Origin of the sequence: Chryseobacterium phosphatilyticum (assembly GCF_002899825.2) — a bacterium.
Taxonomy (GTDB): domain Bacteria; phylum Bacteroidota; class Bacteroidia; order Flavobacteriales; family Weeksellaceae; genus Chryseobacterium; species Chryseobacterium phosphatilyticum.
The window spans coordinates 151953-176940 of sequence record NZ_PPED02000007.1; the positions used below are offsets into that span (position 1 = coordinate 151953).

20 protein-coding genes are annotated in these 24988 nt (G+C 35.7%); 16 read left to right on the top strand and 4 right to left on the bottom strand.

What is annotated here, in order from left to right:
• Window positions 1–48: 48 nt before the first annotated feature.
• The 14 genes from C1631_RS22080 to polA all read left to right on the top strand — a co-directional run bounded on the left by C1631_RS22080 (window position 49) and on the right by polA (window position 18695).
• Window positions 49–720, top strand: coding sequence for a hypothetical protein (locus C1631_RS22080; protein ID WP_103247635.1), 672 nt, complete (start codon window positions 49–51; stop codon window positions 718–720).
• A 277-nt stretch (window positions 721–997) separates the two neighbouring features.
• The gene (locus C1631_RS22085; protein ID WP_103247636.1) at window positions 998–3493 is read left to right on the top strand and encodes an ATP-dependent Clp protease ATP-binding subunit; all 2496 of its coding nucleotides are present in this window, start codon (window positions 998–1000) and stop codon (window positions 3491–3493) included.
• 71 nt (window positions 3494–3564) lie between these two features.
• Complete coding sequence (locus tag C1631_RS22090) at window positions 3565–4431, top strand: lytic transglycosylase domain-containing protein (RefSeq protein WP_109714250.1); 867 nt, start codon at window positions 3565–3567, stop codon at window positions 4429–4431.
• 425 nt (window positions 4432–4856) lie between these two features.
• Window positions 4857–5270 (top strand): type VI secretion system tube protein TssD, encoded by a 414-nt coding sequence (tssD, locus tag C1631_RS22095; RefSeq protein ID WP_109714252.1) that lies wholly within the window; start codon window positions 4857–4859, stop codon window positions 5268–5270.
• A 205-nt stretch (window positions 5271–5475) separates the two neighbouring features.
• Window positions 5476–7668, top strand: a complete 2193-nt coding sequence (locus C1631_RS22100) for a type VI secretion system Vgr family protein (RefSeq protein ID WP_109714254.1) — start codon at window positions 5476–5478, stop codon at window positions 7666–7668.
• A 37-nt stretch (window positions 7669–7705) separates the two neighbouring features.
• Window positions 7706–8560 (top strand): hypothetical protein, encoded by an 855-nt coding sequence (locus tag C1631_RS22105; RefSeq protein ID WP_103249881.1) that lies wholly within the window; start codon window positions 7706–7708, stop codon window positions 8558–8560.
• 13 nt (window positions 8561–8573) lie between these two features.
• The gene (locus C1631_RS22110) at window positions 8574–9860 is read left to right on the top strand and encodes a Tle-like phospholipase domain-containing protein (protein WP_109714256.1); all 1287 of its coding nucleotides are present in this window, start codon (window positions 8574–8576) and stop codon (window positions 9858–9860) included.
• A gap of 3 nt (window positions 9861–9863) precedes the next feature.
• Complete coding sequence (locus C1631_RS22115; RefSeq protein WP_228441438.1) at window positions 9864–10766, top strand: ankyrin repeat domain-containing protein; 903 nt, start codon at window positions 9864–9866, stop codon at window positions 10764–10766.
• 55 nt (window positions 10767–10821) lie between these two features.
• Window positions 10822–11739, top strand: coding sequence for an ankyrin repeat domain-containing protein (locus C1631_RS22120; RefSeq protein WP_228441441.1), 918 nt, complete (start codon window positions 10822–10824; stop codon window positions 11737–11739).
• A 45-nt stretch (window positions 11740–11784) separates the two neighbouring features.
• Entirely contained in the window at window positions 11785–12870 is a 1086-nt protein-coding gene (locus tag C1631_RS22125; protein WP_109714258.1) for a LysM peptidoglycan-binding domain-containing protein, read from the top strand.
• Window positions 12857–13537, top strand: coding sequence for a hypothetical protein (locus C1631_RS22130; protein WP_103247631.1), 681 nt, complete (start codon window positions 12857–12859; stop codon window positions 13535–13537). The genes C1631_RS22125 and C1631_RS22130 overlap by 14 nt, the downstream gene beginning before the upstream one ends.
• Window positions 13538–13548: 11 nt before the next feature.
• Entirely contained in the window at window positions 13549–14886 is a 1338-nt protein-coding gene (locus C1631_RS22135) for a hypothetical protein (protein ID WP_109714260.1), read from the top strand.
• Between the two features lie 322 nt (window positions 14887–15208).
• Window positions 15209–15622 (top strand): type VI secretion system tube protein TssD, encoded by a 414-nt coding sequence (tssD, locus tag C1631_RS22140; protein ID WP_084086641.1) that lies wholly within the window; start codon window positions 15209–15211, stop codon window positions 15620–15622.
• Between the two features lie 238 nt (window positions 15623–15860).
• Entirely contained in the window at window positions 15861–18695 is a 2835-nt protein-coding gene (gene polA, locus C1631_RS22145; RefSeq protein WP_109714261.1) for a DNA polymerase I, read from the top strand.
• A 54-nt stretch (window positions 18696–18749) separates the two neighbouring features.
• Here the strand turns inward: polA and C1631_RS22150 are convergent, their stop codons facing one another.
• The 3 genes from C1631_RS22150 to C1631_RS22165 all read right to left on the bottom strand — a co-directional run bounded on the left by C1631_RS22150 (window position 18750) and on the right by C1631_RS22165 (window position 21132).
• Entirely contained in the window at window positions 18750–19337 is a 588-nt protein-coding gene (locus C1631_RS22150; protein WP_109714262.1) for a hypothetical protein, read from the bottom strand.
• Window positions 19338–19907: 570 nt separating this feature from the next.
• Window positions 19908–20645 carry a protein phosphatase 2C domain-containing protein gene (locus C1631_RS22160; RefSeq protein ID WP_165828356.1) on the bottom strand — a complete coding sequence of 246 codons (738 nt, stop codon included), beginning with the start codon at window positions 20643–20645 and terminating at the stop codon, window positions 19908–19910.
• A gap of 88 nt (window positions 20646–20733) precedes the next feature.
• The gene (locus C1631_RS22165; RefSeq protein WP_103249660.1) at window positions 20734–21132 is read right to left on the bottom strand and encodes an immunity 22 family protein; all 399 of its coding nucleotides are present in this window, start codon (window positions 21130–21132) and stop codon (window positions 20734–20736) included.
• Window positions 21133–21314: 182 nt separating this feature from the next.
• Between C1631_RS22165 and C1631_RS22170 the strand changes: the two genes are divergently transcribed.
• A complete protein-coding gene (locus tag C1631_RS22170) occupies window positions 21315–21962 on the top strand; it encodes an MgtC/SapB family protein (RefSeq protein ID WP_109714264.1) in 648 nt (215 codons plus the stop codon).
• 36 nt (window positions 21963–21998) lie between these two features.
• Here the strand turns inward: C1631_RS22170 and C1631_RS22175 are convergent, their stop codons facing one another.
• The gene (locus C1631_RS22175) at window positions 21999–22490 is read right to left on the bottom strand and encodes a copper resistance protein NlpE (RefSeq protein ID WP_103249459.1); all 492 of its coding nucleotides are present in this window, start codon (window positions 22488–22490) and stop codon (window positions 21999–22001) included.
• Window positions 22491–22795: 305 nt separating this feature from the next.
• On the opposite strand from C1631_RS22175, the gene C1631_RS22180 reads away from it, so the two are divergent.
• Complete coding sequence (locus C1631_RS22180; protein ID WP_109714266.1) at window positions 22796–24934, top strand: S46 family peptidase; 2139 nt, start codon at window positions 22796–22798, stop codon at window positions 24932–24934.
• Window positions 24935–24988: the final 54 nt, after the last annotated feature.

The window sequence follows — 24988 nt, forward strand, 5'->3', positions numbered from 1 at the left end:
ATTGCAAAAAACAAAAACCATAACAACCAGATTAAACAAAAACTATTAATGAACAGTATTACTACTCATTTAAAATATTTCTCCAGACTATCTGCTACCTTTGTTTTCAATGTCCTGAAGATTTACGGAATAGGGATTTTTTCAACACTTATTACCTTCATACTTGGAATTTATATCTTGTCTGACCGTTTAGGGCCGGCATTGGGACATACAGGGGCAGTGGCATTTTTAATAACAACGATTCAAGCTAAACCCGTTTCCGCAAGTATTTTCTATTTGTTGATGATGGTTGCTCCTTTTTTGACAATTGTTTTTTCCTCAAAATATGGGATGTCTGTAGTGATCAGTAAGCTTCTTCAGGATCATTCAAAGACCATTGTTGTTCCTTTTATAGATAAGGTAATTGGGATATTTAAAGCCAAGCAGCCAACTGTCATTCGTAGTAGTGCAGATTTTGCTATGGCCAAAGTTAAATTGTTGAATGAGTTTAAAAACAGTTCAGAAAATAAAATTCTTAAACGAATCATTGGGTATGCGCTGAGCAAAATAAAATTTGACGAATTGAATTTAGGGGCAGATAATGCAGACTTCTCAGAAATCACAAAAACTCAGCTGATAGAGAAATTAAATGAACTGGCTGAACCTTCAGCCCTGTTATTTTACATTTTTATCGGACTACAATGGCTAAGTCTTGTATTGTTATATTTCCTGAATATATAAAATTGATTTCAGCAAAAAATATAGCAATCATCATAAGTTGTCTTTTTGGGTTATCTTAAAAATAATTCAGGAAGATAAAAAATAATGGTTCCTACTTCTCTAATGTAAGAATTAACTATCTTTATCTCGTTTAGAATAAAATAATTAATTTTAGAGACAATAAAGAAATAAGAACTTTTGATTCCTTCGGAGGATAAAAAGTAAAGATAGCATCAACAATCTGAAAAGAACAGTTAAAACAGAACACACAAATTTATTAATATAAGAAAAATTATAAATGGGAGTACTAGTAACCAACGAAACAGTAAAACAGCTATTTCATATTGCTCAGTCGATAGCGAAAGAAAACTATAATGCTACTTATGGTGGTCCGCATATTTTGCAAGCTTTAATGCACAAAGATATCGGGCTTAATGAATTTTTGAAAAGCATAGAGAAAGATCCCGGCTATTTCTACGAATGGGCAGATGTTCGCATTGAAGAATATCCTAAAACAGCTCATCTTCCTGATGAAGCGGGACAGGATGAAGCAATAGACACTCTGATTGAAGAAGCAGACGATATTCGCTTAAAACTGGGACTGGATGAAATCACTCCCATATGCATATTAACCGCTATCGTAAAACCACAGGTTGTATTTTCTCTCCAGCAGTTAAAATCACTTCCGTTGAGGGAACACGAAATTTTCAATTTATACAGAAAAGATAATCCATTCACCGTTTCAGAAGATGGTGATTTTTCGTCATTATTTTCCAATGGATCAGACTTTACAGATTCTTCTTTCCCATCAATTAAAAGCTATTGTGTAGACCGAACAGCACAAGCCAGAAAAGGAGATTTGGAAAATATTATTGGTAGAGATAAAGAACTCAGAATGCTCGTGGAAATTCTTTGCCGCCGAAGCAAGCCGAATGTAATCATTATCGGTGAGCCGGGAGTAGGGAAGACTGCTTTGGTAGAAGGGTTTGCTACTGAGATTATCAAAGGGAATGTTCCGGATATGCTTAAAAATGGAACTCTTTTAGAATTGGATACCGGAGCATTACTGGCTGGGACTTCTTATAAGGGAGAAATTGAAGACCGTCTGAAAAAAGTAATCAATGAATGCAAGAAAATTGAAAAGGCTATTCTTTTCATTGATGAAATTCATACACTTCTTGATTCTAAAGGAAGCATAGGTAATGTAGCTAATCTTTTAAAGCCAGAGCTGGCAAGAGGAGAAATTACCGTTATCGGAGCTACAACCCAGGAAGAGTACAGGAAAATTATTGAGCCGGAGCAAGCTTTCAACCGTCGTTTTGAAGTGCTGACCGTTAATGAACCGGATGAAAAAACTTGCGTGAAAATGATCGATGTACTTCTTGAAGGCTACAAAAAACACCACGGTATTGAAGTGGAAAAAACAGCGCTTCCTGAATGTGTGCGCCTGGCGAAAAGATATGCCAAAGGTAAAAAATTACCGGATGCTGCCATCGATCTACTGGACAGAACCATGGCTGCCATCAAAATGCTGGATGAGCTTTCAGAAAAAGAACTTGATAGCTGGAAAGAAAGTTATGATGCTATTTTAACAGAAGAATTTACCGACAATAAGGACAAGGCAGACGAGTTAATCTGGACGTATAACCTGTTAAGAGATAAAATAAGTCCTATTTTGTGGGGATCACTAAGTGAACAACCTGCAATCGACAATTCAATGCCTGTAGATCAGATCCAGAAGATCATTGAAGATACTTATGCTGAGCTCTTACAACATGCAGCAAAGAAAAGAGAGAAAGTAGACCGTTTGGAACTGGCGGCTGTAATGGCTGCAAAAACCAATATCCCGATCGGGAAAATTCAGGCTCAGGAAAAAGAAAAGCTCCTGAATATGGAGTCCCTGTTATTAAACCGAGTCGTAGGTCAGGATCATGCCTTGAAAATCCTTTCTGATGCTATTGTTGAAAACCGAAGTGGGTTAAATAAACCCGGGCAACCTATCGGGTCCTTCTTCCTTTTGGGACCTACAGGAACAGGTAAAACAGAGCTGGCTAAATCAATGGCAGAATTACTTTTCAACGATGAAAAAGCGATGGTTCGTTTTGATATGTCAGAATTTAAAGAAGAACATTCGGCGGCATTGTTATACGGTGCGCCTCCCGGGTATGTAGGTTATGAGGAAGGAGGTATGCTGGTGAATAAAATAAGACAACAACCTTACACAGTTGTATTATTTGATGAAATTGAAAAAGCCCATCATTCTGTTTTTGATGTATTCCTTCAGATTATGGACGAAGGTAAAGTACATGATAAATTAGGAAAAGAAGGAGATTTCAGCAATGCTTTGATTTTATTTACCTCCAATATCGGAAGTGAAGAAATTGTAAAACAGTTTGAAGAAGGTAAAATACCTGAATCATCCTCCCTGATGCAGATTATGTCTAATTCCGGAAGATTCAGACCTGAGTTTTTAGCAAGAATTACAGAGATTATTCCTTTTGCTCCAATTACCGAATCTATTGCAGAAAGAATATTTAATATCCAGTTGAAATCACTTCATACTTCACTCACAAGATTAGGAATTGCTTTAAAAATCAGTGACGATGCGGTAAGAAACCTTGCATTGGGAGGATTCAGCAGTAAATACGGAGCCAGACAAATATCGGGCGTAATCCGTGCACAGCTGGCAAGACCTATTTCTAAAATGATAGTAAGAGAAGAAGTAAAGTCCGGGCAAACCATCCATGTAGATTGGAATAAAGAAGAAGAAAAGCTAACCTGGACAGTAGAATAAGAGACAGAATTAAAAAGGCTGAACTGCCCATTTGCTTTTTAGCCTTTTTGTTTATAAATAACAGAGTAAAAATGAAAACCATTATCAGAAATATCTTTACAGGTGTAATGCTGCTGGGAACTGTAGTCTTTGTAAACGGACAGTTTCTTGCCGCTTCTGATACCTCGGAAAGCAGTGTGAGAAAGTATCAGGGTATTATTAATGCTAATAAAGACCTTGTTGAATTCATTGAGCAATTGCTTCTTCAGAAAGGGCTTCCCAAGCATCTGAGAAACCTTGCTTTGATTGAATCTCATTTCAACAGAAACATTACTTCAGGAGCCGGAGCTGTTGGAGTCTGGCAGCTTATGACTGCCCATGCCAATCAATATGGCCTCACAGAACAAAACCGTACTGACGTATACAAAAGCACAAAAACAGCAGTAATTTCTCTCGCTAATCTTTACAAAAAGTATAATAACTGGGTAACGGTGGTAGCTGCCTATAATTGTGGGGAAGGTAATATTGCAAAAGCCATGCAGGCTGCAGGTTCCTCGCAGTACCACGAGTTCTCAAAATATCTTCCGGGAGAAACAATTAATCATGTGAAAAAATACCTGAATGCCTGCTATGCAACAGGAGAACTTCAGAGTGTTTTAAGCAATTACAATTCCTCAAGGATTAATAAGGTGTTCTTTGAAGATGGAAACAGAAAAACGACCGCTGCTGCACTTTCAGAAACGGAGATTAATGCAGGGTTTAATCTGAATGTTGTTGCTGATGAATTACAAGTAGGTGTGGATGAGATTCTTGCATGGAACCCGGGAATTGTAGAAGAGCTTCAGAAAAAAGGCGAAAGTCCCTTTTATCTTCCAACTGATCTGATGCCCGATTTTCTTTTAAGAAAAAATAAGATACTAACGAAGTCTATAAAAGCCGGGGTAAGCTCGCAACAGTAAACTTTTGAAAATTGATACATAAAATAATAGCTGGTAGTTTATTTACTGCCAGCTATTATTTTTTATGAAAGAAAATTAAAAGTCATAGTAAGTTTTAGTATCCATCCATATAAAAAATATCAATATTTTTACTTTTTTAATAGGTGTTAAGGCTTCTTAAATAGTATTAAAAAGTCATAATATTTCTCATTGCTGTGGAAAAAAACTCTTTTTGTTTAATTTCCAATGTGTATTGAAATCCTTTATTAATAGTGTTTTAGCTATTGTTTGTAAATCAATTGTCGTAGAATTACGACAAGAAATCGTAGAACTACTACAATTTTCCAGATTTAGGGGTAAAAGTTTTTTTTAGAAAAAAAGAGCCTCTATATTTGTTGCACAATCACCGAATCACAAAATATTATTAACGATTAAAATTTACAATCATGGCAGAAAGAAACTCAAGAGGAATCTTAAAATTCAACGGAGGAGAAGGACAAAAACTGTTAAAAATGAAATACAGTGTTTCAAGATCTACAGACGTTTCAGGACGTGTAGCATCAGATCCTTCCAATGCATTGATCAAAGTTACAGTAGAAGCTACTGAAAAATCTGATATTCTTGAAAGCTTACTAAACGGAAAATACAAGCCTACAAAAGGAGAGATTGTATTCAACAAATCTCACGAAGAAGGAACATTGATCACTTTGAACTGGGAGAACGGATACGTGATCCAGCACGAAGTAGACTTTGACGCTGTGGATAGCAACAGTATGTTGATCAGCTTTGTAATCAGTGCTGAAACAATTGACTATGGTACTTCTCAGTACGCTGGACTGTGGCCTTCTTCAGGTAAATAAGCCTATTCATCATCTTAGTAAAAATAAAATTGGTACAGAACAGTGCACTCATTAGAGTATACTGTTCTGTTTTTTCCATTTAAAAGAATATCAACCTCACAAGTGATTTTTCCAGAGAGAAAATGACCGTGGCAGTTAGTGATTCATGATCCTATATCTTTTATGCTGTAATCAGCAGTTTATTTAACTTTAAATACAAAACACTATGTTTCAGGATGACAAAACAACTAAAGTAGATACCCCGAAAAATGAGATAAAAAAAGGCACTGACCAGTTGAAAGATACTGTACAGGAAAATGTTGCCAAAAAAGCAGAGGAAAAATTGACTAAAGCGGGCGAAAAAGTTAAGAAAGCAGCAAAAGTAGGACAGCAAAGCTTAAGTGCTGCACAGGGAGCAGATATGTTTATGAACCAAACATTTGTTCCCAACGATCCTTCTATTGTCGACAATAAGGTTTGGGCAAAGCAACCCACTTCAAAGATACACAATGTAGAAGCTATTGCTGAAAGCGTTATTGCTGGTATTAATCGTGTAGTGAAGCTGGATGTAATTATTGAAGGAAAAATTATCAAGCATTTTAAGCATTTCAGACTGACGCAAAGCGCTGCCAAGCATCATGAATTTAGTTTGACACTGGCGCATGATACGTTGGGAAATGCCGAAAACCATAATCTCGAAGAAGCTCAGAGTTTTCTCGGGAAAAGAATTACTGTAGTTTTTAAATATAAAGACATTGAAAAAGGGGCTGAACGTAACTTTGTAGGTGTTGTTACAGAGGTAGGTTTCAGCCAGGAAAAGGGAAGCCTGGGAAATATTGTTCTTAAAGGATATAGCCCAACGGTGCTTCTGGATGCGGCTCCACATATTCAGAGTTTTGGAGGTGCCCAACCGGTGAGTCTCAATAGTATTGCAGATCAGGTAATCCGTGAAGGACTGGGGCAGAGTAAATTCGATTTCAGAATTGATGCTCAACACGGAAATGTTTCCTATAGCTCACAATATGAAGAAACTCATTATAATTATCTTGCCAGAATGGCTGAAGCGTATGGTGAACAGTTTTATTATGATGGTGAAGTATTGCATTTTGGTAAACTTCCACCACAGGAAAAACCAATTAAACTTACCTACGGAAGCAGTGTGAGTGATATTGCGGTCAAAATGAAGGCCCAACACGTCAATCCTACGTTTTATGGCTATAACAGCAGTAAAAATGAAAAACTGACTACCGGAAATTCAAAAATCAGTCACGCATCGGATATTGCAAGGCGTGCCTACGAAATATCCGAAAAAACATTTACGACCCCTTCTTTGAGAGTGGCTCCTATAAAAGCTACTTCTTTTATGGATATTGATGCCTCCCAGAAAGGAACGGCAGGAAGTAAAGCTTCTGAAGTTTTTATCACTTCCGGAACAACTACTGTTCCTTTTCTATATCCCGGATGTACCGCAGATATCGAAATGCGTAAAACAGGAAGCAATGAAACTTCTTATTTTACAAAGCTGATGATTATTGAAGTAACTCATGAAGTAGACGGAAGAGGATATTATGATGGTAAATTTGAAGCAATTGCTGCAGATACTGGGTTTATTCCACGTCCGGGATTTGAGGTTCCAAGGGCAGAAGCTCAGTTTGCAAAAGTAATTTCTAATACAGACCCTTTGAATCAGGGAAGAGTAAAAATACAATTTGACTGGCAAAACGGTCCTGATACTTCAGAATTTATCAGGGTGATGACTCCTGATGCGGGAAGCAGTGATAAAGTCAATAAAAATAGAGGTTTTATGGCTATTCCTGAGGTTGGAGATCAGGTTATTGTAAATTTTGTACATCAGCATCCGGATCGTCCTTTTGTCATGGGAGGAATGTTCCATGGAGGAATTGGAGCCGGAGGAGGAGCAGATAATAATATAAAAAGTTTAAGCAGCAGAAGCGGAAATAAATTAGAATTAAATGATGGTGAAGGTTCCGTATTTCTTACAGATCAGGGAGGTGCCAATATGAAATTTGATGGTGCGGGAAATGCTCATACCAATGCCAATAACAATAAAATAGTAAATGTCGGAAACCATAATACCGTAAATGCAGGAAGTACCAGTGCTATCAATGTAGGTGGAAAAAAAGGAGAACCGGCAAATTCTTATTTAAAAATGGATGCTTCCGGAAATATCTGTTTGGAAGGAAAAACAAAGATTGAACTGAAAGTCGGAAAAAATACGATTACCATAACCCAGACAGGTATTACCATTTCTGCGGCAGATGGTATGCTGGATATGAATTCATTACAAAATGCATTGCTGGTTACTCAGGATAACCTGAGCATTCATAGTAAATCCCTGACATCCATTAATTCAGGTGGAGACATGACTATTACCGGTAGTACTGTAGATATCAATTAATAAAGGATCAGTATAATTTTTAAAAGAAGATTAGAATATGGCTTTTGAACTTGATCATGAAGAAAAAGACGATTTATCAGGATTTAAGTACGCGTGGTATAAAAATGCTGAATATCTTATCAATATTAAATCGTATCTTACTTTAGGAAGTGGAAAAGCCAATCAAACGGAAATAGAACAAGACTGGAATGTTTTACCCGGAGAATACAATCATATTACGATCGGCTCTTCTCCTCAAAGATATATCCAGTCTGACGGGCAGATGCGGGCATTTTATGAAATCCTTGAAGAAATAAACAAAGCAACTAGTGTATTGCAGCTATCATTGGATACCGATAAAAGTATCCTTGAAGTCACTAATAAAGAGGAAATTTCAGACAAATGGAATGAAATAAAAAGAGATTTACATTTTTTTGAATTGGTGAAAGAAAGCTATGAAGCCTTTATACACCTTTATGATAAGGAGTTTAATAATATAGATCAAAATATTAAACTGAATTTATTATACCAGATTATGTTTTATCCCTTACCTGTATTCAGAGGAGGAAGTTTTATAGATCAAATGCCCGTAAGAAATACTTTGTCTACACTTTTTCCGGGAGAAAAAATAAGTTATGATTCTCAATACAGGATTTCTAAAAAAGAGAATGGAGGATATCTTGTAAAGCTGGAAGCGAAGAATAAAGGTGATCATTCACATTTTAAAAGCGTATATCAGGATAAATATCAGAGGACACTTGGCAGCTCCTTAGCGTATAAATATTTCCTTGAAGGAGAGTATATTTATAATGAAGACTCCGTATTGTCTGAGATAATGTTTCATGTAAAAGAGGAGCTTAATGAAAACATGTTTTATGTCTGCAGGTACCATATAAGACTCAATAAACAATAACATCAGTATCATTATGAGCGAATTATATATAGCACAGGGAACCCCGCTTATCTGCAGTAAAGGCAGAAGACTCATAGGAATTGGGGTGAGCTCACAGTCTACAGTACATCTGAAGAGTGGAGCAAAGCTGATGGCTACAGAAGATGATCGTTTTAAGGATAATTTTATATGTCCTCAAATGATGATGGCCGGAGCTTTAGCCGGAGTTGCTGTTGCAGCAGCCTTTTCCGGAGGGCTTTTCGTTTTGGCAGCCGCTGCCTGGGCAGGAAGTGCACTTATTGATGATTGCCTCAATATCTGTTCCTTTCTTTGCAAGGGTAGTGATTGGAAAAATACCCACCCGAAAGTAAAAATCGAAAATAAAAAACCTTTATTGCAAAACTCCAGTTTACATTGTTTTCTGGGAGGTGAGGTTACCTTTCATTTACCAATTGCCCAGCTGAAAGAGGCTCTTATCGCCAGTAAAATGGCACAGGATTCTTATGAAGATTATGATGAACATAAGAAGGATTTAGAAAAAGATAAAGACAATAAAGAAAAAGAAAAATTTGGTGGTTATGAACGCATAGATACAGACGACCAAAACGCGCTTAACGAAATTTCTAAAGAAGTTAAATTTACTAGTAGTGATTTCAACACAAATAGTAAGGATGGCTTTTTCGCTGCTTTATATTATAATAAAGATACACAAGATTATTTTGTAGCTTTCAGGGGTTCTGAACCGAAAGGAATGCAGTTTTATCATGACTGGTTTATTGAGGATGGAGGACAGGCTTTTGGTGCTGATACTCCGCAAATAGAAAAAACAAGGAATCTTGCTGCTAAGATGAATGAGGCAACTCACGGAAATGTAAAATTTACGGGACATTCATTAGGCGGAGGAAACAGTGCAATGGCTTCCTATTATACCGGACTTACTGGTTATACTTTCAACACGCGAGGAGTGCATAGAAATACATTAGATTATCTTGATAAAAAGAAAGCTGTCGGATCAACTGCAAATATCATTAACTATAGTACAAGCAATGATATTCTTAACGGATTACAAAATAACAGAGAAGGACTGCTTTCCACATTAGCCATATCAAGAATTCCGGGGCTGAGCAAACTTGCGATATTTGGTGGCCTTACGGGAGCTGTTCCAAGAGCTTTAGGCCAACAGCATGAAATCTTTGGCTATATTGAAGACAATGAAGGGCTGGGAATTAAAACTATAGGAAGCGGACATGGGGCATATGATGATGCGATTCGAGCAATGGTAGCCAATATCAATACAGACGTTGTTGCAAATAAAAGATAAAATATGAAAATAATAATTGCTTTAATATTCACCGCTATGATATTTACCAACTGTCAGGATTTTCGGTCCAGAAAAAAACAGAATAGAGAACAATATCCTCCTCAAAAATTATTTGAAGGAATTCAGCTTCAGGCTGCACAAAAAATATTTGATGAAGACAATTCGGGATTGGAAAACACAATTAATACAAATCCTCAAATAATTAATCAGCTAAGTGAAAAGAAAGGCTATACCTTGTTACTTTACGCAACTATGCTCGAAAATATAAAAGGAATGGAAGTTTTGTTACAAAAAGGAGCTGACCCCAATATTATAACCCCAGATCTTTTTAATTCTCCGGTTTCGCAGGCAGTAGGTACTAATAATTATGAAATGTTGAATGTACTACTAAAATATAAGGCAAATCTTAATCCAGCAATTGGGGTTAGCCCTCTTAGTGATGCAATGTTATTAGGAGGAGAAGGTACGGAAAGAAAAATGATTGATTACTTGTTGGAACATGGTGCAGATATTAATCATGTATCATATGATGGTGGTAATATAATGGAAAATGCTGCCAGAGATGATCTGAAATTAGCTATTTATTTTTTAGAGAAAGGTGGGCAACCTAAAATAAAAGGAACAGAATTATGCCCAATGGCCAGATATATTCAGTTTGAAGAAGAAAATCAAAGGAAACATAATAAAACGGAAAATTTAAATGAAATATTAGCATTTAAGAGACAATTAATTGAAAAGTATAACGTTCAGTTTCCTTACAAGGAAGATCCTATAGAAGTTGCTAAATTGTACATTCGTTTATATGAGAATATGAGCGAAAAAGATAAAAAGTCCTTGAACTTTAATGACAACTATGGTGAAAAACAATATAAGAAGAATAAAGAACTCGTTGACGGACAAAAATAAGGATATTGGAAATTAGGGGTATAGTGATTTAAGCAAACTATAGAAATTAATCCGTATGATAACAAGAGTTCTCTTATTATTTTCCATGATGACACTTTTTTCATGTTCAGATTTTGGACTAAGATCCCGTAAAAAAGAGAATAGAACTGAATATCCTCCTGCAAAGATGTTTAAAGGAGACGGTTTACTGGCTGCACAAAAAATGTTTGATGGAGATCTTAACGGGATGGAGCAGGTTATCAAAGAAAAGAAATTAGATATCAATACATTACAGGAAGAGACAGGGTATACCTTGCTTATGTATGCTTCTATTATTGAAAATCTTAATGCAATGGAAAAACTTTTGGAATTAGGAGCAGATCCCAATATTATAGTTTCAAATGAAGGTTTGGAGTCACCTCTAAACCATGCTGTAGCACTTAATAATTATGAAATGCTTCAATTGCTTTTTAAATATAAAGCCAATCCGAATCCTGAATTGGGACATTCTCCATTATCAAAAGCTATGCTGCTGGGAGGGTTTGACACTACTGAAAAGAAAATGATTGATTACCTGCTTCAAAACGGAGCAGATATCAATAACATCTCTTTTAACGGAAGTAATATCATGGAGGATGCAATAAGAGATGATCTGAATACAGCAGAGTATTTTCTCAGCAAAGGAGGACAGCCTAAAATTAAGAATACCAATCTTTGCCCGATGGCAAATTATATTGAATATAAAGAAAAAGAAAAAAATGAAGAAAATCTGCCAGACTCTCCTTACTATCAAAAGCTGTTTGGAAACAAAAAACAATTAATTGATAAATATAACGTAACTTTTCCTTACCGGAATGATACAATAGCAGAGGCTAAGCTAAGAATACAACTTTATGAAAAGCTAAATCCTAAAGATAAAGTATCGGTAAACTTTAATAAAAACTATGGTGAAAATCTTTATCAGGAAGATTTGAAAAGAGTGAAAGGTACATGACGTAAGATATAATAAAATCCATCAAATAGAGGTTAATCAACAATAATGAATTTCATACAATATAAAATACAAAAAAAAGATACCTTACAATCTATCGCAGAAAAACAACAAATTTCAGTAAAGGAGCTTGTGGATTTTCATAATCAACATTCCGGTATGACGGGCGTTATTATAGGAAATGCGTTGCCGATTCATCTGGAGCATATTTTTGTCAGTAAAGAACATATAAAAAAGCAAAAAGTAAAAAGCATAAAAGAAGGCGATAAGGTTACCTTTAATCAAAAAGCAAGATATCGTTGTGTACAGGTTAATACAACCAGTATTAATGGTGAGGTAGCCCAGTTTGTAGAACAAAAATTTCAATATCTTCTTAAGATGGATACAGTTAATCAACTGGGATCTGTGAAAAGGGAAGATTATTTAAAAAAGATGACCCCTCCCGTGATGTTGAATGTGCTTGATTTCATTGCAGAAACTGATCATATAAAACATAATACCCTTTTTACATTGGATGAGAAGGGGCAAATAAATACCATTCTCAACAGGAGAGAGTTAAATGAAAATTGGATAGAATATAAAAAGCAAAAGCTCCATCATAACCCATTTATCATAGAACTCGCCAAGACGAATGCAGATGCGGTTCAGGAGATTATTAAGTTAGGAGATGTCCAGTTTTCTCACGAAGCTTCTAATGAAGAAGAATATAGAAAAGACTTTTTTTATTTTACTTGTTTTAATCAGTATACCCTCAATGATCATTTGGAGACCAGTCATTTTGATTTTCTCTCCACAGTGGTGCCACCTAATGTAGTGCCTCTTAGCTTGAGATATGATAAGGTTTCTGAACAAAACGATATACTCACCATCAGGATGATTGCCGAATATCAATTAACCAAGGAATTGGAAGAAAAGATTATCAGCCAATATAATGTTTTACATAAACCAAGCATAGGGTTTAGTTACACTCAATACAAATTGATTTTCCGTTCCACCATAGAAATAGATACCCAAACCAGGTTGGTGAAAACAGCTACTGTAAAGATGAAAGAATCAATTGCTGATAATATCGAAAATGAATGCAATTATACTATAAAACAACTTGAAAACTATACCCCGGATGAAGGAAACTAGGAATTTTCAATTTGATGGTGTTGATGCCAAAACGGAATGGAAAATAGGATTGATATTGGCAGTCCCTGCATTAGCTGTATTCTTTCTGGTAATGTATGTGTCAGAATTTTACTTACCTAAAACCTATTTTTTATACCCTGTTTTACTAGCTTCAGTATTAACAATAGTAATAAGTATTCTGATATTAAAATTACTAAGCGGAACTATAAAAGATAAAAAATGGAACATTAATATTGATGACAAGGTTCTTGAAATTACCTATAAAAATATAAAAAAAGCGATCCCATTAACGGATATCAGATCCATTAAAAATCTGGGAAATGTAGGTTTCAGATATCTTACAATAATAACACACCATGAAACAATTAAAATAAGAGTTGGAAATACTGGTTTTGTGCCGTTTTCAACTCAAAAGGATCTTGAAATCTTTGACGATTTTGTAGAGTATCTCAGACCTTTTTTATATGAAAATTTTAATAAAAAAGAACTTAAGAATAAAATCAATACTCAGGTATTTCCCAACTATGGAGTATATGTAGTGAAATCTGAAAAGATTAAATACAGTATTATAAACAGACTAAAACCATGGCAAATCATGATTATTTTCCTGTGTGGTGGATTTTTACTGTTGATTTTACTATTTACACAACTTGAAAAATATTGGTAAAAATATAAGTTATGGCAGTTTATTTACCTGAAAAAGTATATGCAGTATGTACTAATCAAATGAATCCCGATCCAAGGCAGCTTTTATTGAGTGATTTAAGAGAATCATTTGCACGAACCGTGAAGTTCGGAGCCGAAGATAAAGTTTTTCTTGTCAAAATTGATAAAAAACTGACTGAGGATTTTAAATGTAAATCCAACTGGAGCACCGGTGCTGGAATGGTAGCATTAGGAGCCGGTGTAGGAGTTGGACTTGGAATTGCAGCTGTATGTTTAACCGTACCCGTGGCAGGCTGGATCGTAGGAGGAGCTATCGCCGTTGGTGCAGTTATCTGGGGACTTTTTAAAATGGCTCAAAGGCCGTCATGCAGTGAGATGATTGGATTTGAGGAAAGCCAATGGACTTTACATCATACTACCGTAAGATTTGATAGTCGTAAAGTAGAAGTTAAAGATCTTCATTTAGCGCTGACTAAAAACTCAATGTTAAGCTGTAAAGAAGGGGGAGTCGTACTTCCTTTCATCAATAAAGCAGATGCCATGAAAGCGGCAGATAATATTGCAGGGAACAATAAAACTGAATTCTGGACCAACGTTGCGGGTGGATTTTTAACCGGAGCCTTACTTGGTTTCGGAATGGGCATGGCATTACCTGCAGGGGCAAGTTTAACATGGGTACAAGGTACTATACATGCTGTAACTCAGGGATTAATATTTGGTGCATGGATTCCTATAGGGCAATTCATCATTACCCCGCTGGCAATTGGATTCGGGACAGGGGTAAATTCAGCACAGGCCAATGGAGACAGCTATAAAGATGTTAAAGGTGTTCAGCAAAGTACTGATGATCCAATAATTCCTACAGATAACTGGGACCTTTGGAGCCCGATAAAAGATGGTCGTGATATCAGAAAGAAACTAGCTGAAAATAAAGCTTCAAAGGCTGATCTTGAAAAATTCGATAAAGGGGTTGCTGAGGCCAAAAAGCAAGGAACCTATTCATTAAAAAATAATCCGGACTTAAGAGAGATGTTTGAAAGAATGAAGGCTGGAGAGTTTGGGAAGGAACTTAAGGAGCAGGTAAGCAACAAAAGCGGCAATTTTAGAGGAAAGGTCAATGAAAAAAATGCGAATAAATCTGCTCAAACCCATTCAGAAAAGGCAAACCTTTCCATTAGTGAAAATAACAAAGCCAATATAAGAAGCGGAGCCACATCAGCGGCAGGAATTTTAACCTTAATTGCTCCTTTTGCAGCCAATTATTTTTCCGAAAGAGCAATAAGACTAGCAGCAGAAGGCTTCACAAATGATGTTACCAAAGGAGTTACTGTAAAAGCAACAGATGCTTAATATATCAATATCTTTTTCCTGATTTTATTTTGATAAAGAATAAAAATATCAGGTTGAATTCAAATTTGTTTTATAGATTATATCTTCTGTTGGTGTATAAAGTAAGGACATTTTTTGTGTATTAAGAAATCTAAGTATCTTTAAAATAGTATGTTAAACGAGTGCTTAACTCTGTTGTCGTAGAATTACGACAAGAAATCGTAGAATTACTACACTTTTTCAGATTTCCGTTCAAAAGCTTTTTTTTCAAAAACAAGGGGTCTATCTTTGTTATATAATTATCGAACAAACAATTTATTACTAACGATTAAAATTTACAATCATGGCAGAAAGAAATTCAAGAGGAATTTTAAAATTCAACGGAGGAGAAGGACAAAAACTGTTAAAAATGAACTACAGTGTATCAAGATCTACTGACGTTTCAGGACGTGTAGCATCAGATCCTTCTAACGCATTAATCAAGGTGACAGTAGAAGCTACTGAAAAATCAGATATCCTTGAAAGCTTACTAAACGGTAAATACAAGCCTACAAAAGGTGAAATTACATTCAACAAATCTCACGAAGAAGGAACATTGATCACTCTGAACTGGGAAAATGGATATGTAATTCAACACGAAGTAGACTTCGACGCAGTAGATAGCAACAGTATGTTGATCAGCTTCGTAATCAGTGCTGAAACAATTGACTATGGTACTTCTCAGTACGCTGGATTATGGCCTTCTTCAGGTAAATAAGCCAGATCAGAAAAAAAAATAAAACAGTATATTCACATGAGTATACTGTTTTTTTTGTCAAAATATCTTCACAAATGAATGGTAAATATTTTTATTATTAAAAAATGATTATGGGATCGTATTGACCATTCTTTGTTCACATTCAAATCTTTACGCCTTCCACTCTCGAAACCTCAAACTCTCTTACGGACTACCAACTTTTGTTCCTATTTTATTATCTTTGTTCATTATAGAAAATATGGACGCAACACAAGATAAAAGGCTGTTTCTCATCGATGCTTATGCGATGATTTTCAGAGGATATTACGCATTGATCAGAAACCCGAGACTAACGAGCAAAGGATTAGACACCTCTGCGATTTTTGGGTTTACCAACTCCTTGATCGAATTGATCAGAAGAGAAAAGCCTACTCATCTGGCAGTTGTTTTCGATGTCGGGCAGGCAAGTGTAAGAACTGAAGATTTTGCAGAGTACAAAGCCAACAGAAGCGAAACTCCTGAAGCCATTAAAATTGCTGTTCCATACATTCATAAAATTCTGGAAGCCATGCATATTCCAATTCTGGGAGTAGAAGGTTATGAGGCAGATGATGTCATTGGTACTATTGCCTGTAAAGCAGAAAAAGAAGGCTATACAACCTTTATGGTAACTCCTGACAAAGACTTTGCACAGCTGGTTACAGATAAAATCAAAATTTATAAACCCGGATTAAAAGGAGGTGATATAGAAATTTTGGGTGTAGAAGAGGTAAAAGCAAAATATGAAATCGAAGATCCCAAACAGGTCATTGATTTCCTTGCCATGATGGGAGATGCAGTAGATAATATCCCAGGGCTTGATGGAGTAGGCGAGAAAACGGCAATGAAGTTCCTTAAAGAATTCGGAAATATCGAAACTTTATTAGCCAATACCGATAAACTGAAAGGAAAGTTAAAAGAAAAAGTAGAAGCTTCTGCAGAACGTGGTATTTTGTCTAAAAAACTGGCGACTATTATCTGTGATGTTCCTGTAGAGTTCCACCAGGAGCAATATGATCTTGAAACTCCGGATTTTGAAAAAGTAAAAGAAGTCTTTGATGAGATTGAATTCAGAAGACTGTACGAAAACCTGTACAGGGCTTTTGCTCCTGCCGCTACTGAAACAATTGTAGTAAGTGAAGTGGAAGTGAAACAAACATCCGCCGGAACAGAAGTGAAAGGACAAGTCATGCAGCTTGATCTTTTTGCCAATTTCGAAGAACTTGATCAGGCTACTTCTACCAAGTCTACCATTGAACATAATGATCATCTTTATCAGTTTATTGACAACCCGAAAGCACAGAAAAAACTGGTTGATAACCTGCTACAGCAAAAAGTAGTTTGCTTTGATACAGAAACCACATCGTTGAATGAGCTGGAAGCTGAGTTGGTTGGAATGAGTTTCTCCTATAAAAAAGGTCTCGCTTATTACATTCCTTTATCGGAAAACAGAGATGAGGTTTTACAAACGCTGGAAATTTTCAGACCGTTTTTTGAAAAAGAAGATCTGTTGAAGATTGCTCATAATTTAAAATTCGATTACAAAGTCTTACAACAGTACGATATTACTGTTAAAGGAGCCATGTTTGATACCATGATTGCCCATTATCTGCTGAATCCGGATGGAAGACACGGAATGGATTATCTATCTGAAGTATATCTGAACTATAAGCCTGTATCCATTGAAACCATTATTGGTAAGAAAGGGAAAAATCAAGGGACTTTCAGAGATGCAGATCTTAGAACCCAGACGGATTATGCAGCAGAAGATGCTGATATCACTTTCCAGTTATACGAACTGTTTGCTCCGCAACTGAAAAAAGAAAACCTGGAAGAACTCTTCTACAATATCGAAATGCCTCTGATGGAAGTTCTTGCCAAAATGGAACTAGCCGGAATTTCCCTTGACGAAAAATGGCTGGCACAAGAAAGTGTGGATCTTGAAAACGATTTAAGGCAATTAGAAGCTAAAATTTTTGAGCTTTCCGGTGAAGAATTCAATATGAATTCTCCTAAACAGCTTGGGGAAATCCTGTTTGAAAAAATGCAGCTTGATCCGAAAGCTAAAAAGACCAAAACCGGGCAGTATGCCACTTCGGAAGATGTGTTGCAAAAGTTGTCTTCAAAACATGAGATCATCAAACATATTCTGGAATACAGGACATACCAGAAATTAAAATCAACCTATGTGGATGCTTTGCCTTCACAGATTGATAAAACAGATAACAGAGTACATACCAATTTCTCACAAACTACTGCTGCGACAGGTCGTTTGGCGAGTGTGAATCCTAACCTGCAGAATATTCCGATCAGAACATTGAGAGGACAACAGATTCGTGGAGCGTTCGTTTCAGGAGAAGGACAGAAAATTATTTCTGCCGATTATTCGCAGATTGAGCTTCGTCTTATCGCTGAAATTTCAGGAGAAGAAAATATGATTAAAGCTTTCCAGGATGGAGAAGATATCCATGCATCTACAGCGGCAAAATTGTTTAAAATTCCATTAGAAGAAGTTTCTAAAACACAAAGAAGCCAGGCCAAAACCGTAAACTTTGGAATTATCTATGGACAAGGCGCTTTTGCCCTGGCAGAACAAACCGGATTATCCCGTACAGAAGCTAAACAAATGATCGAAGCCTACTTTGAAACTTATCCGAAACTGAAGGAATATATGGCTGAGCAGGTAAGTAAAGCCCGTCAGTTAGGATATGTAGAAACTATTTTAGGAAGAAAGCGTCATTTAAAAGATATCAATTCCAATAACTTTGTGGTGAGAGCGCATGCAGAACGAAATGCAGTAAATGCTCCTGTTCAGGGAAGTGCAGCAGATGTTGTAAAAATTGCGATGATTAAAATCGACAGAGAATTGGACGAACAGCAATTAAAAACCAAAATGTTACTTCAGGTACATGATGAATTGGTATTTGAATCTCCGGTGGATGAAATCGAAGCTGCTTCCGCATTAATTAAAAAAGAAATGGAAGGGGCTTTAAAAACACAAGTTCCGTTACTGGTAGAGATAGGCACGGGTGATAACTGGCTGGAAGCTCATTAATTGGCAGAATATTATAAACATACATAAAAAAGGCGGGTTCTTAACCCGCCTTTTTTAATTGTAAGAAGTAATAATCTGACTTTCATCAAAATAAAAACAAGATGCATCATAATCATGCCAGCAAGCTTGATAATTGGGGCCATCTCCGTAATTGGAGGTATTTACATTGTCTGGCTTACCTCTCATGTATACTAACATATCGTAATGCATTCCTATCCAAATCTTATGTTCAGAAATATTAATACAGTCTTCCTTAGACCATTCAGGATGCTTTTTATGAATCTTTCCTGCTTTAGTCTTTAAAAACTTTTCATCTTCAATTTTTTGTTGCTTATCTATACTGTCCATTTTCGCTTTATTCCTGATACGATCTTCTTTAGAAATTTGACTGACCGAATCAGTTGTGAAATTGGAGCTTTCTTTTGTTTCAGAACAAGTCTTTACTAAAAATACGATAATTAATATACCCATAAATAACAAAGCAACAGCACATCCGTTATTCTGTTTTTTAGGGGGATGAGAAGGTGGTATTTCTGAATCTTGCTTTGTTGAATTATCTGTGATTACATAATCACACTCAGCACAAAAAATATCAGTAGAATTTAACTGATTCTGACATTGAGGACATTGAGTTAATGGCATACTTATAATTTTTTCATGTACAAAAGTATTTTGAACATTTGAAAATTATTTACGGTTTACCGTACTTCTGTAATATAACTTTATTTTTGGTGAGGTATAAATCCAGCTTTTATTTTCTTATAATGTAAGAGCAAAATGCAAAAGCATCCCAGAAGACTGACCGGGAAAATAGACATTGAAATAGTATAGTAGATCTCCGATTTTGTATCATAGGTACTCCATGAAGATTCCCTATCAACAAAAATAGAATAGTTCCAGAAAAGCCACATGATAATCAGCAATAAAAGTTGAATAACAGTTTTCAAAAAAAATCTCTTAATAAAGAAAAGCAAAGAGAAAATAACAGATAACAAAATACTTGTAAGAAATGATATAATCACTACATCCTCAAGAAAACTGCATGAGAGACAACCGCTTGACATATTATCGGCAAGTTGCCTCATAGACCAATAGGTTTCAATACAGGTCATACTAAAGATAATGATTGTATTGATGGAAAATTTCTTTGCAAAAAGAAAGAGCTTATGATATTTTGATTTTGTGGTGTTCAAGGGATTAGTTTGTATTTTTTTATGATCTTTTTATCCTTATCATAGCCAGATCATCTGTTGGTTTAACTCCAAATTGATATTCCAGATTTTTAAGTTTCTTATTGAGCATATCTTCAGTTTCACTATACAACTGATCTACCATAAGATATGTAACGAAATCTATTTTTTGATCTGATTCTGTTTTTTTGATTTTTGAAAACGTCAAAATTCCGTCTGTGGAAATTGAAATATCTTCAATATCTTTAAAGAATAATCTTTGCTCTTGTTTTTCATACCAATCCTCAAAATTCTCATGAAGATGGTAGGCCAGATAATCAGGTTTATTATTATGATCAAACTCAGTGATGTTTCCGTTGATACAAATGACACCGTCTCCTGTTACTAAAATAACACCTTCATTTTTTTGCGTATCATATAACATAATTGTCAAAGTGCTGAGAAGTTCCTTTTCATCCAACATAAGACTTTTTTTGATCAATGAAATTTCCCTAAAAAGATTTTCTAAAATTTCTTTGAGATCTTCATCCGGGCTACGTTGAATGTCCTTCTCATACAACTCTTTATATCCTGCTTCAATGATGATTTTACGTAAAATTTTTCCAATCAATGTTGAGGCAAAGTGGCTGTCCAGTGCGGTAGAACATCCGTCCATTACGGCACAAACTATTTTATTTGAACTTATCTTTTTAACAAGAAGATAGTCTTCGCAATGGTTTGTGTGATAATCGCCGATTTGAAGAGTAGTGTAAATGTTCATAAGTTGTTTTTCTTGGTAAGAAAAATACCCTGCTGTCATTGAAATCACGCAGCAAGGTATTTTTACTTATTTTTTTGATCATTTTTTTCTAAACATCAAATTCAATCTCGCCAACATAATACAGCTTATTTTCCTCACCATCTACAGAAACTGGATTAGGAATAATAAATCTGCTGGCGAAAATGATAGTATTTACAGGAGTATCCAGACTCATTTCATTGAGCTTCCTTTCAAGAACAGGAAGCCATTGATCCGCATAGGAATATTCTGAAAACTTTTCATAAAGTCCGAGCCTTTCATCTTCGAAACCATATTCTATAAAATCGTCATCAAACCACTTGATATTCTGTGATTCGGCAAATTTTGAAACATACTGATCTTCCGTTTCTTCTTCCATATAATAACTTTCATCCTCTTCTACAAAGTCATAAAAGTCCTCTTCATTCTTAAAATATCCTAGCCAGAAGTGGGAAATCTCTTTATCCATAGGGAAATATTTTGATTGTTTTAATTTTTTCTTGATTCATTTCTACACCAATGTGTAATGAAAGTGTAATATTACGAAAGTTTTCACTTAAATAAAATCTTCTTGCTATGAACAAAGTCACACCATGCTGACAGGAGATCAATTTTTTATTGTAAATTTATTCTTGGTTTAAATAAAAAACTATGGATTTTCTTCAGGATCATTATGCCGTTAAAAATGAGTTGTTATTGATATTGATCTCTGTCATATTGGGGTTAATGATCGGGGCTGAGCGGGAATATCGTAACAAGTCGGCGGGTCTTCGAACCTTTATTCTGGTTTGTTTTGGTTCCTGCCTTTTTACGATTCTCTCCATTAAAATAGGAGTGGCAAATCCTGATCGCCTTGCAGCCAATATTATAACCGGAATCGGTTTTTTAGGAGCCGGAGTAATTTTTAAAGGAGAAAATAAAATAGAAGGAATAACGACGGCTACAACCATCTGGGCAACCGCGTCCATAGGAATGGCGGTGGGATCCGGGTATGTCTATTTTTCACTTTTAGGAACTGCCTTAGTGCTTATTATCCTAAGTGCGCTTACCTATCTCCAGACTTTTATAGACAATTATCATAAAATCAGAGAATATAGAATTTCAGTGGAAACATCGGTGGATGTGAAACATTGTGAAGAAATTTTCAAAAAATATCATTTACAATTTGTGATGATCAAACAACAATATAGTCAGGGAAATTTGACCGTAATATGGAGACTTACCGGAAAGACTGAGCATCATGAAGAATTGATGAAAAATCTGGTGGATGATCCTAAAATTATTGCCTATCAGTTTTAAAATATAGTAAAAAAATAAAGGCCGGAGCCTTTATTTTTATTTTTTCTTGAAGATATATAAATCCTTGTTAGGACCTGTAATTTCTTTTCCTTCCATATCGAGTTGGTAAAGGGTATTTTCGCCTACTTTATATTTATAGTTGGCACTTTTCCCTTTTAAAGTGATGATACTTCCTGTAGCATCCCATGTAAAAGATCCTTTATCCTGATTCTTTGAATTTCTATCAATGTATTCCTCAGTAATGCTGAACGTTTTATCCTTGTTCAACGTCAATGAAGTTTTGATTCCCGGACAGTCTGCGCAAGGAACGGTTGCATCATAAGTACCATTCCAGTCTAGTGCATTTTCAGACGTGTCACCTATCGCACTGGTAATTGGCTGTGATGCACTGTCTGTCGGTGCCGGCTGAATAGCTGATATTATAGAATCTGTTGTAACTCCGGGTGCTTCAGTAGTTTTTTCTTTTTTAGAACAAGAAGCCAGAAGTAAAGCGGCTCCGATTCCTACAATAAACATGTTGTTTTTCATCGTAATAATTAATTTAAGTATGTTTTTAATTGAATTGACTAGCAAGGAACAAAAATTACGCCAAGGAAGCTGAAAATGTAAAGTGAGAAATTGAGAGTTGAGAAGTGAAGACTGGACAGAGGTAGTAAACAGACCCAAAAAAGATATTATTGTCCCTGAACGAGAATTCATAAAAAATTAACGGTTATTTACCATCAACAAGTCCGGAGGTAAGTTCCTGCTTTCAGCTTTCAATTTTCAACTTTCAACTCCTTTTATAAAGCCTATTCCTATTTTTCTTCGTAAATTCGGGCAAAATTTTGATTATGACAAAAAAGATACTTTTATCCGTATTTCTTTTGCCGGCAGCAATGGCATTTGCACAACAATATGGAGGAATGTGGATTCCTACAGAACTGAATGAAAAAGAGATGAAGGATTTGGGAATGAAAATCTCTGCAAAAGATATTTTCAACACTCAAAAACCAAGTATTAAAGATGCTGTAGTACAGTTTAATGGTGGATGTACAGCAGAAATCATCTCACCTAAAGGACTATTATTAACCAACCACCACTGCGGTTATGGACAGATCCAGGCGCATTCTACAGTACAGAATGACCTTCTTTCAAACGGATTCTGGGCAAAAAACATGAGTGGAGAACTTCCCAACCCGGGAGTAAAAGTAGACTTTATTGTAGATATCAAAGAAGTTACAGATCAGATTTTAGAAGGAACAGATAACCTTACAGAACCTGAACTTACCAAAAAGATCAACAATAATACTGAAGTTTATAAAAATTCTCAGAAAGTTGAATCTTATCAGTCAATTATGGTGAAGCCAATGTACTATGGAAACAAGTATTATGCTTATACCATCGAAACGTATAAAGATATCCGTCTTGTAGGAGCCCCACCTCAGAGTATAGGTAAATTCGGAAGCGATACAGACAACTGGGTTTGGCCGAGACATACAGGAGATTTTTCGATGTTTAGAATCTATGCCGGTAAAGACAACAAACCTGCAGAATATTCAAAAGATAACGTACCATACGTACCCAAACATTACTTACCGGTTTCTATAAAAGATAAAAATGAAAATGATTTCACTTTTGTATTCGGATTCCCGGGAAAAACAACTGAATATCTTCCGGCAGTAGGAGTAGAGAAAATCATGAAGGATATTGATCCTGCAAGAATTGCTGTACGTGATGTTGCTTTAAAAACCTTAGACGAGAAGATGCGTGTCGATAATGAAACACGTATAAAATATGCTTCCAAATATGCTTCAGTAGCCAATTATTGGAAAAAATGGATTGGTGAAGTTGAAGGATTGAAGAAATCCAATGCAGTAGAGAAAAAAGTGATGTACGAAGGGTCTTTAGTTGCTAAAAACTCACAAATCAAAACAACATTAGACCAGCTCAATAAATTATACAACGACCAGGCTCCTTATGCATTAAACAATGCTTATTACACTGAAGTTGTGAAAAATGCTGAGACATTAAAACTTGCTGGTGATTATTACGACTTTATTGCTTCTGTAGAAGCAGGGAGAATGGATGAGAAGGAACTTTCAAAGTTGAAAACAAAATTAACCTCCTTCTATAAGGATTACAGTGCAGAGCTTGATGCTAAAGTAACCGCAAAATTATTGGCGTTATATGCCAATAAGACAGCTCCACAGTTTTTACCGGCTGGTTTCAGCAAATATAAAGATGAAAATGCCAACATTCCTTTAGTAGAAGATATGTCTAAAAACTCCATTATCACAGGGAGAACTGCTGTAAATGGAGCTGCAATAACTGCAGATGTTGATAAAGTTTTCTCAAATCAGGACAAACTGATCAAAACCTTAAAAAAAGATCCTATTTTCCAGTTATATGTTTCTATGAAAGAAACCTATATGAAAACCGCTGACCCTCAATTCACTTCAATGCAGGCGAAAATTGACGCTCTTCAGAAGAAATTTATGGCACAGCAGATGGAAACTGATAAAGACAGAAAATTCTTCCCGGATGCGAATTCAACCCTTCGTGTAACCTACGGAAAAGTTAAAGGATCCAACCCGAGAGATGCCGTTTCTTATGGTTACCAGACACACCTTGCCGGAGTGATAGAAAAGTATGTTCCGGGAGATTATGAATTCGACGTTCCTAAAAAACTGATTGAACTTTATAACAAAAAGGATTTTGGAATGTATAAAGACAAAACCGGTGACGTTCCTGTAGGATTTACAGCAACCAATCATACCACAGGAGGAAACTCAGGAAGTCCGGCACTCGATGCTAACGGAAATCTTGTAGGATTGAACTTTGACAGACAGTGGGAGGGAACAATGAGTGATATCAATTATGACCCTCGTTTCAGCAGAAACATCATGGTAGATACAAAATACATTCTTTTTGTCATCGAAAAATTTGCCGATTCAAAATGGCTGGTTGATGAAATGAAAGTGATAAAATAATTTTTAAAAGTTATACCTTTAAGAATCTATTTAAATTTAATTTGAATAGATTCT